Genomic DNA, 14,429 nt, shown 5'->3' on the forward strand with positions numbered 1-14,429 from the left:
CCTTTCTGTGACATATTCCTGTCGTTCTACGACTCAGGCAAGCTGCTCTACAAACAGTTTTGTCATCTTCTGCATCTCTACGAACAGGAAATCAACGATATTCGGCAGATATCCCATCAAAAGGAATAACAGAAACAGTCCGATAAAAACCTTTAGCTGTATACCGATCACAAACATATTCATCTGTGGAGCTACCTTTGCCAGTATTCCAAGCACCACGTTCACGATCAGAATGCAGGAAAAAATAGGCAGGATAATCCGAAAGCCTATGACAAAATAGTCCGTAATGTACGTTGTCATAACAGACAAAAAATCCCCCTTCAGATTCGCTCCTCCGATCGGGATCAGCTTATAGGAATCATAAATTGCATCGATCACGAAATAATGCATATCAGAAACAACAAATAATGCGAGGAAAAGCTGGCTGAATAAATTGGATGTGATCGTCGACTGCACATTCGTTGCCGGATCAAACTCCATCGCCATCGAAAATCCGATCTCCATATCAAACATGTTACCGGAAAAGCTCAGAATATACAGACAAAATCCCGATGCCAGACCGATGATCGCTCCGGTAATCCCCTCCTGAAGGATCAGTGCCGCATAACCGGCGATCCCCTGATAAGTGAGCCCGTTAAAATCAAGCAGATTAACTGCCACCAGTGAGAAGAAAAAGCTAAGTCCCATCTTTGTCATCCGCGGAAAGTTGCCGGAATTAAAAAAAGGCGCCGTCACCATCATAGATGCAATCCGGATAAAGACCAGAAGTATATATTCCAAATACTCTATCGTAAACTGCACGCAGCACCTCCTCCTTTCTCATCCGTCAACTATTTAATATACTGCGGTATGCTCTGTACCAATTGAACAAAAAGATCAGACATGCTGTTTAAGATCCAGCCGCCCGCTAATACCATCACTGCCATGATCGCAATAAACTTCGGCACAAACGTCAGCGTCTGCTCCTGAATAGACGTAATTGTCTGAAATATACTAATGATCAAGCCAACCACCAGGGAAACGATCAGCATCGGTGCGGAGGTCTTTACGATCACCCACACTACTTCTCTGGCAATATCGATCACAACATCTGCAGTCATTAGTTACTCCTCCTTATTCCGGCATCACCGGCTACTGAAATGAACGAACAAGCTGATCCACAATAAGATTCCAGCCATCTGCCAGCACAAATAAAAGTATCTTGAACGGCAGAGATATCGTCGTTGGCGGAAGCATCATCATACCCATCGACATCAGAGTAGATGCCACAACCATATCGATCACGATAAACGGCAGATAAATGACAAAGCCTATAATAAATGCCGTCCGAAGCTCGCTGATGATAAATGCCGGTATGATCGTTGTGATCGAGAGATCATCGTAATCCTTGATCTCATCCGACGAAGTATCGTTGATCTTCATGAACAGCTTCAAATCCTTATCTCTGGTCTGTCCCAGCATAAATTTGCGAAGCGGCTTAAGTCCTGCCTCCACGGCCTCCTTCTCTTCCATCTGTCCCTGTGTATACGGCTTTACGCCATCATCATATACCTGTGTAAATACCGGTGTCATGATTGCGATCGTCATGAAAAGAGCCAGACCAACAAGAACCTGATTCGGCGGTGTGGTCTGGGTACCGATCGCCGTACGCAGGAAATGAAATACAACGATAATTCTGGTAAACGAAGTCACCATGATCAGTATTGAAGGCGCCAGTGCCAGGATCGTCAGCATGATCAATATCTGCAGGGTTGATTCCAGACGGGTGCTTCCCAGATTGGACGAAATATTCAGATCAAAGGTATCATCATCCGCATCTGCACTTCCAGCGATCTCATCCTGCGTTGTCTGATCAACACGTTTGGCCGCTACCGAATATGCCGGTGCTGAAACAAAAAACACCAGCATAAAAACAGCAATCGTAAATAAACCTTTCCATATGGACTTACGAAAAAATAATTGTTTAAATCGACTCATTCTTAATCCCTTTTCTATTTCTCTTTCTTGTGATCGTCTGATGTAAATCTGCGTCCTGCCATTTCCTTAAAAATCTCCTGAAATGATCTTGTCTCCGTCTCGGTCTTCGGTTCAAATTCAATCTCATCCCCGGAAACTTCTGTCAGAAAACGGATATGATCCTTACAGACGGACACTGCGATATATTTCTGACCAATCCGTACAATGCATATCTGGCGGTTCGGTCCCATCGACAATGTATCGACAATCTCCATATTGTGGTTCTGTCTGCGGACAAAGCCCGATTGGGCATACCACCTCGTCACATAATAGGACGCCACCAGAATCAAAATGAATGCGATCAAAAGCATGCACAATTTAAAAAAACTGGCAAGTGCAGATTGACCAACTAACACTACAATCATATCTACACCTCCAGTTTATATTATCTTATTTGGAAATCTCGGTAATTCGAATACCGAAGTTCTCCTCGATCACGACAACCTCACCCTTTGCTACAAACTTGCCATTGACAAGAACATCGACCGGTTCTCCGGCAAGCTTATTCAGCTCAATGATCGTTCCCGGTGAGAAATCAAGAATCTCCTTAATGGACTTATTGGAACGTCCAAGCTCGACGGTAACTTCCAACGGAACATCCATGATCAGGTCTATATTTTCCTGCTGCATGAGCGGACTTACACCTGCATTGAACGGCTGGAACTGCGCCGGCTGTACGTTGACATTCGGTGTCGGCATCATATACGGCTGCTGCGGCATTGCCTGCTGCATCTGTGGCTGCTGAGCTGCCATATTCATATCCATTCCCATGCCCGGCATTGATGCTGTCTGCTCCGGCATCTGCTGAGGCTCCGGTGCCACTACAGGCTCCGGTTGTACCGGTTCCTGACCGATTCCAACCTCCCCGACAAACTTCTGATACAAATCTCTCGCAAAATCAAACGGATATAACTGCATGATCTGACTGTCCACAAGATCTCCAATCCTCATATCAAAGGAAACCTGCACCAGCTCGTCTGATAAAAAGTTGGATACTGTCACATCATCAATGCTGTCATTGAGATCAACCACACTTGCTGTTGGCGGGCTGATATCTACCTTCTTGTCTAACATGGAGGAAAGTGATGTTGCGGCAGAACCCATCATCTGGTTCATTGCCTCACTGATTGCACTGAGATGAAGCTCTGTCAGTTCTCCGTCTGTGTTAGAGCCATCGCCTCCCATCATCAGATCTGTGATAACCTTTACATCATGTTCCTTCAGGATCAGAACATTATTGCCTGAAATCCCGTCAATATACGAAATATGAATAAAAACACATGGTTTATCATACTGCGCTGAAATCTCATTGATCGTGACATAAGAAACCTTTGGCGTTGTGATTGTCACCTTATTATTTAACAGGGTCGACAGGGTTGTTGCTGCGGTTCCCATGTTAATATTGGCGATCTCACCAATTGCGTCACGCTCTGCGTCTGTCAACGTCATTGTCGACGATGGAGCTGCTGTCATTGTACTTGCGGCTCCTGTCAACGCATCAATTTCTTCCTGTGATAACATACCATCCATATATTTACTGCTCCTCCTTTACCACTGACGTCACCCGAACCGCATACGAATCCGAAATGGCACCCGGCAGTGCTCTGAATTTCATGATATTGCCAACATACACATCCAGTTCATCATCCACCCTGGAATCAAGCTTTACAATATCACCAATCTGGATATTCATAAAATCATTCACTGAGATCGTACTCTTTCCCAACAGAGCACGAATCGGTATCCTGGCACGACTGATGATCCCCTCAATCGCTTCCTGATAATTGTCCCCATCCTTCTCACGCATCGTAGAATACCAATACTTGGTATTTAATTTATCAATAACTGATTCCACGCAAGAATATGGAATACAGATATTCATCAATCCTTCTACCGTGCCAATCTTCATGTTCATGGTCACGATCGCCGTCATCTCACTTGGCGAAATAAACTGTGCAAACTGCGAATTGGTCTCAATCCGCTCAAGTCGTGGCTGAAGCTCGGTAACACTCTGCCACGGATCAACAAGAAGTCCTGTGCACACCTCCATGATGCGCTCCAGTATGATGAGCTCGATCTCGGTAAATTCTCTTGATTTCTCCAGAGGATTGCCACCGCCTCCAAGCATACGATCTACAATTGCAAAACCAAGATTGGATGCAAGTTCAATCAATATACTTCCACTCAACGGTGCAAAATCCACGACACCAAGAAGTACCGGATTTGATAAAGCATTCGAAAACTCAGAATATGTATTGGCTTCTGCATTCATGACCTCGATCTGCACAGACTTGCGCAGATATGCCGGCAAATTTGTTGACAGAAGTCTGCCGTAATTTTCAAATATAATCTCCAGTGTACGAAGATGATCCTTCGAAAACTTGGAAGGTCTGGCAAAATCATAATCCTTCACCGTAACCTTCGGAGTATCATCAATCTCATCAGGATTAATCTCACCACTATTTAATGCACTGAGCAAACTGTCAATCTCATCCTGCGATAAGACATCTCCCATTATCTTCACCTCACACCTGAACCCTGTCCGATTCCGTACAAAGCTCAGTCAAAATTAGCTGCTTCGTATAAACTCATTCATAATCATACCATATTCCGTATAAAAAGCAACCTTCTAATTATACACAAGATTCGTCAGGGAAACTTCTACGACAGCCTTGGAATCCAAAAGTTCCTGAATCTTGTCCAGTGCCTCCTTCTTGACAACCTCCTCCGAAATATTATCAACAGAATGCGACTGGATCACACTGCGGATCACATCGGTAAACTTGCTCTCATTGGCTTTGATCGTCTCACTGACATCCTTATAATCCTTTGCCTTCTTGTTGAGATATAAGGTGTAGCCGTCAATCATCGCATAATGCATCTTACCATCATCACCGGCAACAAGATTTAATGTCTGCTGGGATTCAAATGCAACCGAATACTGCTCCAGATCCTTGAGTGTATAATCCTGCGAACCCTCGGAATCACCCTGATCCAATTCCAGATTTAATACAGATGCGACCTGCGTGATCAGATTATTGGTCTTCTGAAATGTCGGAAGCATCACAAAAAACATGATCGCTGTCAGGATCACATTGATAACCGTCAATGCTGCGATGATAACACTTAATATATTTTTCTTCATAATATGATATTCCCAAACCTTTCTCTTTTATTAATGATCCAGCGACACTGCTTCCTAGTCAATATCACTGTAGATCTTGATCTCAACGCGCCGGTTCTTCGCCCTGCCTGCTGCTGTGGAGTTGTCTGCCACCGGATCAACATAGCCTCGTCCGGAAGCCTCCATATGCTTTTCGCTGAGTCCCTTCTCATCCACAAAATACTCCAACACCTTTGTAGCTCTCGCTGTGGAAAGCCAGCGGTTGCTAGGAAATTCTCTTGTGTGGATCGGAACATTATCCGTATGACCCTCGATCTTGATCTGACGGTCCTTATAATTCTTTAATATGTATGACACACGGCTGAGAATCGTTTTGGCACCCTTTCGGATCTCCGCACTTCCCGAATCAAACAGGACTCCTCCGCTCAGAGAGATCATAACATACTGATAATTCTCATCCATCGTTACGCTGACCGCATCCTCGATCCGGTTATTCTCTGTCTTCTCGACCACATCGCTGTAAAGCTTTCTGGTATCCTTTTCCTGCTTTTTCTTCTGTTCTGCCATCGGATCTTCTGAATCCGTATCCTCCGAAGCCTTTCCCATATCCGAATAATACTCGTCGAGATTATTCAGCTGTGTCGCTCCGCTTGAGATCAACTGACCCTCGCCGATCGACTGCGCTCCGCCGCTGAATATACTGAAGCTATTGGACATGGATGCCACCAGTTCGGAATACTTAACCTCATCCACCGAAGACATGGAATACAAAAGCACGAAAAAGCACAGAAGCAGATTCATCAGATCCGAGAACGTGTCCTTCCACAGGTCTGTTTTGATTTCTTCCTCTTGTTTTTTCTTTGCCATTATGCCTCACCACCTTCAGCGGCTCCTCCGTCGCCATCTCCCATATTATTGCGGATCTGAGGTGCCAGGAATGATTTCAGCTTCTCTTCAATGACACGAGGGTTCTCACCTGCCTGAATAGATAACAGTCCCTCGACCATAATCTCCTTCATCGTGATCTCCAGTGCGTTATTCTGCTTTAATTTAAAGGAAACCGGCACACAGAGCCAGTTTGCCAGAATAGAACCGTAGAATGTCGTAATGATAGCGACACCCATGTTCGGACCAAGCTTACTCATGTCGTCCATGTTATACAACATATTTACCAGTCCCATCAGGGTACCGATCATACCCCAGGCAGGACCCATACTTCCCAGATTTGCCCAGAATGAAATCTTCTCATTATGTCTGCCCTCAATTGCAGAAAGCTCTGTCTCCATAATACTTCGAACAAGCTCCGGATCTGTTCCGTCAACGATCAGCATGATGCCCTTTTTTAAGAATTCATCATCTACATCATTGGCAGCCTCCTCCAGTGCCAGAAGACCTTCCTTACGTGCAATATTGGATAAACGTATAATGTTTTCAATGACATTTACCTCGTCTGCCTTCGGCACCTTAAATGCCAGAGAGATTGTCTTTATACACTTTCCCATCTCCGGGATACTTTTCGCCTGTGTGAGCATACAGCCAAACGCACCACCAAAGGTAACGATAAACGAAGCAGGATCCACAAAGTTACCAAATGCGGTAACACCACCGGATGAAATAATACCAATAATACAACATGCGATACCGATGACGAGTCCCACTATTGTAGCTATATCCATTTTTTCCACCACCTTATGTATGATTAGTCAATTCGTAATGAATTGCACTCACTCCTATATGATTTTACTAGATTTTTTACTTCTTGTCTACTTTCTTTTACAATTATTTTTTTTCCGGTGGTCAGAGTAATGATCGTGTCCGGAGTCTCTTCGACCGTCTCGATCAGATCTGCATTTACCGTGATACTTCCGCCGTTCATTTTGGTTACATCAATCATATCTGCAGCCTCCTTTCTGTCTTCACTTCTGTAAAGCAACTCTGTAAAACAACAGAAAATGAGCGGTATCGCACAAAATCATACCGCCCATCATCCGCTATATTCCACATTGCCACAGTAAAATCAACAGCATCACCTGTTGTGTACCGGAAATACTTTCTAAAGAATCACATCCGCCGCCGTTTCATCGCCTGACGGAATGCTGCCGCAATGCTAAATTACTGCTTACTATCTCTTAAGATTTACAAGTTCCTCAAGCATTGTATCTGAGGTTGTGATAATACGTGAGTTTGCCTGGAAACCACGCTGTGTCGTGATCATGCTTGTAAACTCAGAAGCAAGATCTACGTTGGACATCTCAAGTGCACCTACCGTGAAGCTTCCTGTCTTTGACACTTCCTCCCCGATGCCATCGAAAAGACCGGAGTTTAAGGATGCCTTAAACAGACTGTCGCCTTCAGCCTCGAGACCGGACGGATTGGAAAAGCTTGCCACACAGATCTGTGCCAGACATTTTGTCTCGCCGTTTGTGTATTTACCATACACCTTACCGGTATCGTCAACAGAAATACCACTCATGGTTCCGGCATAATTTCCGGCATTTTTGCCATCCTGACCACCTCTCTTGTAGGTTGTCTCACAGGTACCGCCCTTAGAATACTGTGTCAGAGAGGAGAAGTCAAGTTCGATACCACCGTTATCGTTTGCGGCATCGTACTGTGGAAATGTGCTGTCATTGCCGACATGCTGAGGATCATCGCCCTGAACGACACTGAAGTTAATGCATGTTTTTGCATAATCCTTGTTGGTACGGTTTGGTGTCACCTCTGTACCATTTGCTCCAACTGTGTACTTAGCGTCTACAGCCGCAAAGGTACCTGCCTTACTGTTGAAAAGCAAAGGCACTTGTGTTGATTTCAGACGAAACTCCTTTGTCTCGGTATTCACACCGTTTTCAATGCCGTCTCCATTCACGGAGTCATCAACACCAAAGCTTGCACCGGTACCGAAAGTGATTTTTGCGCCACTGTTGACATACTTGATGGATCCATCTGTCTGTGGCTCTTCCTTCAGGAAAATAGATTTGCCCTCAGAGTTATATACATCTGCCACACGGACCGTATACGGTACAAGTGAATTTTCTGCCGCATCATCAGCCACCTCGTCCTTGGTAACCATCATCTTAACCGTGTAAAGCTCACCCAGCTTATCATAAAAGCTGAAGGTCATTGGAACACCACCGCTCACAATCGTTGTTCCGTCATCACCATAAACCGGTGTGAGGTTCTTGTCGTTCGGATCAATATTTCCAAGGATCGTCTCTGCCGTTGTTGCTGTTGGTGCTGCAGAGGTCTGCTTTGCTGTCATGATCTTCAGATCGGTTGCGATATCCTTAATGATATTTCCATCATCATCTGCCATCCAGCCCTGAACGATACCGTTGTTGGTCGTACAGTAGAGATTACCGGATGGATCTACGTTCAATGCACCGGACTTTGTGAAATACTGCTCACCGTTTACATTGACAACCAGGAAGGACTCACCGTTGATCGCTACATCAAGTGCACGGTTCGTCGTTGTTGTACCACCGTTCTCTGTCACATTTGTTGTGATAGATGCTACCAGACCACCAAGACCGATCTGCTTTGCGTTAGTTCCGGCTGTGTTGGTCGTCGCATTCGGACCGGTTGCCGGTGAAAGTGTCTGATAAAATGTATCCGAAAAATTAACAGTGCTGGACTTAAATCCAACGGTATTGACATTGGCAATGTTGTTACCAATTACATCCATTTTGGTCTGGTGTATTTTCAAACCTGCAACACCAGAGTAAAGTGATCTCATCATAATTAAAACCCTCTTTTCTGCACACATTGTCCTGCCAAAGCCCGAGCGAGGTGTGCGTTCTCAGGCTTCCCACGGTAAAACCCGTATCTTTCGCTGCAGGAATGTCACAAAGATCCGTCTGTCAGTCAGGATCTCATGCCTCCAAAAGGTCCGGCATCTGACATTCACTTTCATTATCCGATCACAGCTCCATCGATGTTCGTAAATACAGAATCTGAACTGTCACCGAGTGCTGTAACCACTGTGTTATTCTTGACATTGACGATAAACGCCATATTGTCAACCATTACCAAAGACTCTCGAATTCCCTTTTCCCGTGCCTTTGTTGTACCACTTTCCAATCGCTCCATCTGCGTCTCCGACAAATTGATGTTGCGGTTTGCAAGCCGTTCATTGGCATGCTTGGAAAACTTCAGTCTGCCGGCATCCCGACTCTGTTCTGCCGTATCTAAAATCTTCTGAAAGGATACCTCACTGCCCGAGGAATTCTCTCTGCCTGTGGCTGTTTTTCTCTGCAGCAACTGTCCCGCCATCGCATCAATGGAGGAATAATTTTTATTCAGCTTTTGCATCACATCCACTCCTTTGCCTTAAGCCTGCTTGTTTTCTTCGCTGTTACCGGTTTTCTCACCTTTGGCAGCTCCCTCATCCTTTACAGTCTCTTCGCTTTCCACACTTCCCTTGATCGTCAGTGTGACACTCTGATAATCTACTGTCTTATTCTGATCATCAAAACCGATTCCAACGACATACTTGCCAGCCGGAAGATTTGCGAATGCACTCTTATGGATCGTCAGCACGCCATTCTTGTAACTCATCTTATCCGAGTTGATCTTGGTGGTTGTGCCATCTTCTGCCATCAAAGCCACCGCAACGCCGGTTGCCTCATATCCGTTTGATCCCATATTAATGCCTGTAATCTGAACATTCTGTGGATCATGATGCAGATATGTGATCTCCTGCTGCTTTACTGACGGAACATACTGTGATATCAGATATGACTCGTCAATGACTTCAACAATGTCATCATAGGAATACATCTCACCGTTTACGGATACATACGGCTTTCCGTTCTCCATCTTGACATACTCAACCATTCCCTGCACTTCATTTTCTGCGCCTGTATTGGATGTCTCAATGATACGTACCTGCTTGCCAACCAATGTGTACGCTGACGTGTTGGTTGCTGTGCTGTTTAAGTTCTGCATCTGTTCCAGAGATGAGAACTGTGCAAGCTGTGCCACATATTCTGTGTTTGACTCAGGCTCCAGTGGATCCTGGTACTTCATCTGTGTTACAAGAAGCATCAGAAAATCATCCTTATCCAGTGCGGAGCCGGTTTTCTTCTCGGTTTCCTGTGAGGTTTCCGAAATGTTTACCTGTCCGTTATTGACCGGTGCAACTAAACTCATATTTCCTCCTTTCCTGCAAACTGCATTATGCTGTAAAATCTACAGTGGAACCACTCCCTACCGAAGTTCTTCCGGAAAGCGGCTCTTCCACGGTATCTGCCGTTTCTTCGTCTTCCGCCTCAAAATCAAAGCGGGCTCTCTTGCCATTGCCCTGATTGAACTCCTTCTGATCACCGGTGTCTGCCTGACCACTTTGTGAAAATGTGAAATCCGATACGGATACCTCTACGGCATCCACTTTAAGATTCCTCTGCTCCAGATTCTCTCTAAGGGAAATGATCTGACTCTCCAGTGCGGCTCTTGCCTCTTCGTTCTGTACGGTAAAGTTCGCCGTCATCACACCCTCACGACTGGTAACACTGACAAGCATTTTGCCAAGACGTTCCGGATTCAGCTGCATCTCCAATGTCGTCTGACCATCCTGCATAGAGGATTGAAGTTTCTCTACCACCTGATTGACGATATCGATCATCTGCTGCATATTCACCGGTTCTGAAATCTGCTCTGCCTGATTGGCTGCCTGTACCATATTCTTCACAAAGTTCAGCATAGTGCCTTCCTGTTGTGAAATTGCCGGTGCACTATCCTCACGATATGACGTCTGCGCTGCTGTCTGTTGATTCCACATACTTTCGCCTGCCGAAGCTCCCTGTGAACCGGACTCTGACATTGCATCCATCGTTCCGGCAGAAAACTCCTGTGCCGTCTTCGCAGCATCTGAAATCACAGAATCCGTTTCGTCCGCCTGAGACACAGTCTCATTGAACTGCTTCGGGAAAGTTCGTGTATCCTGTACATCTTCTGCCAATCCGCCCTGTAAAGCATTTGTCAGCACGACCTCTTCCGACGTCTGCCCCTGCGCCAGCAAAGAATCCGAAATTTCAGATTCTTCCACCGCATCCGACTGTGCCGTAAGCTGATCCATGATCTGCTGTAACAATTCGTCCACAGACAGATCCGATGCTGCATCCGCAGTATCAAGACCGATCAGAGCGTTCCAGTCAATATCTGATAGTGCATCTGTGAGCTGTGTAAACTGATCCATAAGCGTTTCCCTGGTAAGCAGCTCTGTCATATCCGTACCTCCTCCGGCAAGTACAACAAACTGCTGCAGCACCTCCGGCTGTAAAAGCTGTATGGCTGTAATTCCCATCGCTGCCATCGTCTGTGTGAATGTATCCTCATCCATATTCATCACATCTTTTACGACACTTTCAATCTCCTTTTGAACCTTGGCAAAATCCTGTGCGGAAAATGTCTTATTCTGATCTGCAACTGTGCTTTGTCCGGCATTTTGAACATTCTGGCTTGTTGTATCAGAAGTGGTAAACGCATCGTCACTGCGGACTGCTTTCCGGTTCTGTCTGACACCTGAGGTTCTGCCGATATTATCCATCACAGAAGCTGTACTTTTAAAACTGTCGTCCCCCTGCGTCCCGGCCATAAATGATCCAAAACTTTCCGTAATCTTCTTAGAAGGCTCTGCTGTCCGGACTTTTGCTGCTGTCATCCCGTTATCCGGCATGATTGCATTTACGCTCTGCATTCTTTCACCTCCTTTCTGTCGTGTCTTTATCTATGTCAACGGATTACTCCGAGGACAACTAATTCACTGCCGAAATCTTTTTGGTGATCTGTGCGGCATACGCACTGTCCATCTGCTCTAAAATTGCTGCAGCTTTCTTCTCCTGCATGTTCTGCAGAATATCACACACAAGATCCAGATCCTCTGACATTTCTGACAAACGGACAGCTGCCGCTGCCGCATCCATATTGGCATAATAGGTTCCAAGCGTTTCTGCTTTCTTGGTATACTGCTGCTTCTTGATCACCTGACGATATATCTTCTCGGCATTATCAGGCTGGATCTGCTCATAATACTGCTGATATTCAGAGATATCCGGTGCCTTGTCGTTAAAAACAACCTTTTCGTCAAATTCCTGTACCCGCTTATTAAAGGAGTCTTCGGAATCCTTATATTTCTGGAGCTTCTTAACCTGTGCTTCCAGATCTGCTATGTAATCTGCATTGGCATTTGTTGTTCCGTTTTCAGAAGCAAGCTGGCTTTCCAGCTCCTTGATCCGAGCATTGGCAGACTTTAATGTATTATACTCATAGTTGCCTTGCCGTGCCTGCTCCTCCTCGGATGGTGTCGGCAAAATGCGGTTTACAACCGGCACATCCTTCAATGCCGGATATAACACCTTGCTTCCGATGCCGCCGACATCAAACTTAATCAGGCATGCAAAAATGATCAGCCATATGGCAACGATCGCAAGAGCGATCAGAACAGTAACAACTCTGCTCCCGCCTTTTTCTCTTTCTAACATATTATCGTCATTTTTTGCCATTATACTTACCCCTCTCTGTCCGCTTTCCTGCCAAACCGGAAGCTGACCAGTTCGTTGATTTCTTTCTGTTCTTCCGCATTCTGTTCCTTTTTGAACTCTTCAAATGCGTTTTCTTTAAGTTTCTCGTAGGTTTTGCGTTCCTTCATCGCTTCATTCAGTTTTTCTCTTGCCTGATCCACCTGCCTCTGCTGATTGATCACGGCAATTTTCTGAAGATTAATATTATATTTGATATTCTCTACTGCATCCTCCAGTTGACGGATCCGCAGCAGTTCAAGCACTGCGCTCACCTGTTCCTTAAGCTGTGTCTGCTTCTGTTCCTTATACCGGATCAGATCATCCAGCTTCTGCTGTTCCTGATGCAGTCTTGCCATCTGCACAGCATATTCCGCCCTCGCCTGATCCTCCAACTTACACTTGATCTGCAGAATGCTTTCCATAGAAAATACAAAACGCGCCATGTATTATCATCCTTCCTCCGGAAACAGTTCTTCCAGCCGTCTGATGCTCTCCTCAAAGCTGATCTTCTCATATACATCCTGCTGCAAAAATTCATTTACCGCATCAATCTTAGATAATGCATAGTCGATCGACGGATTTGAGCCTGCCTTATAGGCTCCGATGTTGACAAGATCCTCCGCCTCAGAGTAGGTCGCCAGGACATTTTTGAGCTGGCCGGATGCCTTTTTGTGCTTGCTATCCACGATACTGCTCATAACACGGGAAATACTCTGCAGCACATCGATCGCCGGATAATGGTTCTTCTGTGCGATCTTGCGGTCAAGAACAATATGACCGTCCAGAATACTTCTCGCTGTATCGGCGATCGGTTCGTTGAAATCGTCCCCGTCAACAAGCACAGTGTAAAGTCCTGTGATCGACCCCTTATCCGAACGCCCGGCTCTCTCTAAAAGCTGCGGCATCTCACCGTAAACACTCGGTGGATACCCTCTTGACACCGGCGGTTCGCCGGATGCCAGTCCAATCTCTCTTTGTGCCATCGAAAATCGTGTCAGCGAATCCATCATCAAAAGCACATCTCTGCCCTGATCCCGGAAATATTCTGCCACGGCTGTTGCCGTCATGGCAGCCTTCTTACGGATCAATGCCGGTTTGTCGGAGGTTGCCACGATCACCACTGACCGTTTCATGCCCTCCGGTCCAAGATCTCTTTCAATGAACTCCCGCACCTCACGGCCTCGCTCGCCGATCAGGGCGATCACGTTGATGTCTGCCTTGGTGTTACGTGCAAACATACCCATCAGGGTACTCTTACCGACACCACTTCCCGCAAAGATACCGATACGCTGTCCCTTTCCAACCGTAATCAGACCATCGACCGCCTTCACACCAAGCGGAAGCACTGTATCGATCAACTCTCTGGTCAGGGGATCCGGCGGCTCTGCCTGTACGGAATAACCACAGGTACAGTTAAGTCCGGATCCGTCGATCGGATTCCCCAGACCGTCAAGAACCTTCCCTAAAAGTTCATCTCCTACCATAACCTTTAGCGGCGCTCCGGTATTCTCCACACGGCTTCCCAGACCAACACCTGTCGTCTGGTCATAGGGCATCAGAAGCACCCTGTCGTCACGAAAGCCAACTACCTCTGCATTGATCACCTGATTATGATCCTTTGTAATAATATGGCAAAGATCGTTAAGCTTTGCCGATGGTCCGATAGACTCTACGGTCAGCCCCACAACCTTTGCCACTTTTCCAAGTTTCTTTTCGTAGGACTGGTTCAATAAAATATTATATTTGGATAAATCAATATCAACCATCCT

Annotated in this window: 17 protein-coding genes; all 17 read right to left on the bottom strand. The window is 45.8% G+C overall.

Annotation, left to right across the window (positions count from 1 at the left end; genetic code table 11):
- Positions 1-33: 33 nt before the first annotated feature.
- The 17 genes from fliR to fliI all read right to left on the bottom strand — a co-directional run bounded on the left by fliR (position 34) and on the right by fliI (position 14,426).
- Positions 34-801, bottom strand: a complete 768-nt coding sequence (gene fliR / locus ACZLMD_RS03820) for a flagellar biosynthetic protein FliR (RefSeq protein ID WP_022306092.1) — start codon at positions 799-801, stop codon at positions 34-36.
- A 29-nt stretch (positions 802-830) separates the two neighbouring features.
- Positions 831-1,100, bottom strand: a complete 270-nt coding sequence (fliQ, locus tag ACZLMD_RS03825) for a flagellar biosynthesis protein FliQ (RefSeq protein ID WP_022306093.1) — start codon at positions 1,098-1,100, stop codon at positions 831-833.
- A 31-nt stretch (positions 1,101-1,131) separates the two neighbouring features.
- Positions 1,132-1,977 (bottom strand): flagellar type III secretion system pore protein FliP, encoded by an 846-nt coding sequence (gene fliP / locus ACZLMD_RS03830; RefSeq protein ID WP_118559668.1) that lies wholly within the window; start codon positions 1,975-1,977, stop codon positions 1,132-1,134.
- A 14-nt stretch (positions 1,978-1,991) separates the two neighbouring features.
- Positions 1,992-2,381, bottom strand: a complete 390-nt coding sequence (locus ACZLMD_RS03835) for a flagellar biosynthetic protein FliO (RefSeq protein WP_022306095.1) — start codon at positions 2,379-2,381, stop codon at positions 1,992-1,994.
- Positions 2,382-2,406: 25 nt separating this feature from the next.
- Entirely contained in the window at positions 2,407-3,546 is a 1,140-nt protein-coding gene (fliY, locus tag ACZLMD_RS03840; protein WP_118559669.1) for a flagellar motor switch phosphatase FliY, read from the bottom strand.
- 4 nt (positions 3,547-3,550) lie between these two features.
- Positions 3,551-4,531: a flagellar motor switch protein FliM gene (fliM, locus tag ACZLMD_RS03845; protein WP_022306097.1), complete on the bottom strand. Its 981-nt coding sequence runs from the start codon at positions 4,529-4,531 to the stop codon at positions 3,551-3,553.
- Between the two features lie 114 nt (positions 4,532-4,645).
- A complete protein-coding gene (locus tag ACZLMD_RS03850; protein WP_022306098.1) occupies positions 4,646-5,161 on the bottom strand; it encodes a flagellar basal body-associated FliL family protein in 516 nt (171 codons plus the stop codon).
- 54 nt (positions 5,162-5,215) lie between these two features.
- A complete protein-coding gene (locus ACZLMD_RS03855) occupies positions 5,216-6,007 on the bottom strand; it encodes an OmpA/MotB family protein (protein WP_118559670.1) in 792 nt (263 codons plus the stop codon).
- Positions 6,007-6,816: a motility protein A gene (locus tag ACZLMD_RS03860; RefSeq protein WP_118559671.1), complete on the bottom strand. Its 810-nt coding sequence runs from the start codon at positions 6,814-6,816 to the stop codon at positions 6,007-6,009. The genes ACZLMD_RS03855 and ACZLMD_RS03860 overlap by 1 nt, the downstream gene beginning before the upstream one ends.
- Positions 6,817-6,839: 23 nt before the next feature.
- Positions 6,840-7,034: a flagellar FlbD family protein gene (locus ACZLMD_RS03865; RefSeq protein ID WP_022306101.1), complete on the bottom strand. Its 195-nt coding sequence runs from the start codon at positions 7,032-7,034 to the stop codon at positions 6,840-6,842.
- Between the two features lie 228 nt (positions 7,035-7,262).
- Positions 7,263-8,879 (bottom strand): flagellar hook protein FlgE, encoded by a 1,617-nt coding sequence (locus ACZLMD_RS03870; RefSeq protein WP_489495144.1) that lies wholly within the window; start codon positions 8,877-8,879, stop codon positions 7,263-7,265.
- A 173-nt stretch (positions 8,880-9,052) separates the two neighbouring features.
- Positions 9,053-9,451, bottom strand: coding sequence for a TIGR02530 family flagellar biosynthesis protein (locus tag ACZLMD_RS03875; protein ID WP_118559673.1), 399 nt, complete (start codon positions 9,449-9,451; stop codon positions 9,053-9,055).
- An 18-nt stretch (positions 9,452-9,469) separates the two neighbouring features.
- Positions 9,470-10,291 carry a flagellar hook capping FlgD N-terminal domain-containing protein gene (locus ACZLMD_RS03880; RefSeq protein ID WP_484107204.1) on the bottom strand — a complete coding sequence of 274 codons (822 nt, stop codon included), beginning with the start codon at positions 10,289-10,291 and terminating at the stop codon, positions 9,470-9,472.
- A 25-nt stretch (positions 10,292-10,316) separates the two neighbouring features.
- Positions 10,317-11,837: a flagellar hook-length control protein FliK gene (locus tag ACZLMD_RS03885; protein WP_489495145.1), complete on the bottom strand. Its 1,521-nt coding sequence runs from the start codon at positions 11,835-11,837 to the stop codon at positions 10,317-10,319.
- A 58-nt stretch (positions 11,838-11,895) separates the two neighbouring features.
- The gene (locus ACZLMD_RS03890; protein ID WP_118559676.1) at positions 11,896-12,642 is read right to left on the bottom strand and encodes a MotE family protein; all 747 of its coding nucleotides are present in this window, start codon (positions 12,640-12,642) and stop codon (positions 11,896-11,898) included.
- A 5-nt stretch (positions 12,643-12,647) separates the two neighbouring features.
- A complete protein-coding gene (gene fliJ, locus ACZLMD_RS03895; RefSeq protein ID WP_118559677.1) occupies positions 12,648-13,103 on the bottom strand; it encodes a flagellar export protein FliJ in 456 nt (151 codons plus the stop codon).
- A gap of 6 nt (positions 13,104-13,109) precedes the next feature.
- The gene (fliI, locus tag ACZLMD_RS03900) at positions 13,110-14,426 is read right to left on the bottom strand and encodes a flagellar protein export ATPase FliI (protein ID WP_118559678.1); all 1,317 of its coding nucleotides are present in this window, start codon (positions 14,424-14,426) and stop codon (positions 13,110-13,112) included.
- Positions 14,427-14,429 lie beyond the last annotated feature (3 nt).

The sequence above is a fragment of the Jutongia sp. genome (genome assembly GCF_057878315.1).

Excerpts from the sequence above, each read along its gene's own strand:
- fliQ (WP_022306093.1), bottom strand. The coding sequence starts at position 1,100 with ATGACTGCAGATGTTGTGATCGATATTGCCAGAGAAGTAGTGTGGGTG.
- fliP (WP_118559668.1), bottom strand. The coding sequence starts at position 1,977 with ATGAGTCGATTTAAACAATTATTTTTTCGTAAGTCCATATGGAAAGGT.
- ACZLMD_RS03835 (WP_022306095.1), bottom strand. The coding sequence starts at position 2,381 with ATGATTGTAGTGTTAGTTGGTCAATCTGCACTTGCCAGTTTTTTTAAA.
- fliY (WP_118559669.1), bottom strand. The coding sequence starts at position 3,546 with ATGGATGGTATGTTATCACAGGAAGAAATTGATGCGTTGACAGGAGCC.
- fliM (WP_022306097.1), bottom strand. The coding sequence starts at position 4,531 with ATGGGAGATGTCTTATCGCAGGATGAGATTGACAGTTTGCTCAGTGCA.
- ACZLMD_RS03850 (WP_022306098.1), bottom strand. The coding sequence starts at position 5,161 with ATGAAGAAAAATATATTAAGTGTTATCATCGCAGCATTGACGGTTATC.
- ACZLMD_RS03855 (WP_118559670.1), bottom strand. The coding sequence starts at position 6,007 with ATGGCAAAGAAAAAACAAGAGGAAGAAATCAAAACAGACCTGTGGAAG.
- ACZLMD_RS03860 (WP_118559671.1), bottom strand. The coding sequence starts at position 6,816 with ATGGATATAGCTACAATAGTGGGACTCGTCATCGGTATCGCATGTTGT.
- ACZLMD_RS03865 (WP_022306101.1), bottom strand. The coding sequence starts at position 7,034 with ATGATTGATGTAACCAAAATGAACGGCGGAAGTATCACGGTAAATGCA.
- ACZLMD_RS03870 (WP_489495144.1), bottom strand. The coding sequence starts at position 8,879 with ATGATGAGATCACTTTACTCTGGTGTTGCAGGTTTGAAAATACACCAG.
- ACZLMD_RS03875 (WP_118559673.1), bottom strand. The coding sequence starts at position 9,451 with ATGCAAAAGCTGAATAAAAATTATTCCTCCATTGATGCGATGGCGGGA.
- ACZLMD_RS03880 (WP_484107204.1), bottom strand. The coding sequence starts at position 10,291 with ATGAGTTTAGTTGCACCGGTCAATAACGGACAGGTAAACATTTCGGAA.
- ACZLMD_RS03885 (WP_489495145.1), bottom strand. The coding sequence starts at position 11,837 with ATGCAGAGCGTAAATGCAATCATGCCGGATAACGGGATGACAGCAGCA.
- ACZLMD_RS03890 (WP_118559676.1), bottom strand. The coding sequence starts at position 12,642 with ATGGCAAAAAATGACGATAATATGTTAGAAAGAGAAAAAGGCGGGAGC.
- fliJ (WP_118559677.1), bottom strand. The coding sequence starts at position 13,103 with ATGGCGCGTTTTGTATTTTCTATGGAAAGCATTCTGCAGATCAAGTGT.
- fliI (WP_118559678.1), bottom strand. The coding sequence starts at position 14,426 with ATGGTTGATATTGATTTATCCAAATATAATATTTTATTGAACCAGTCC.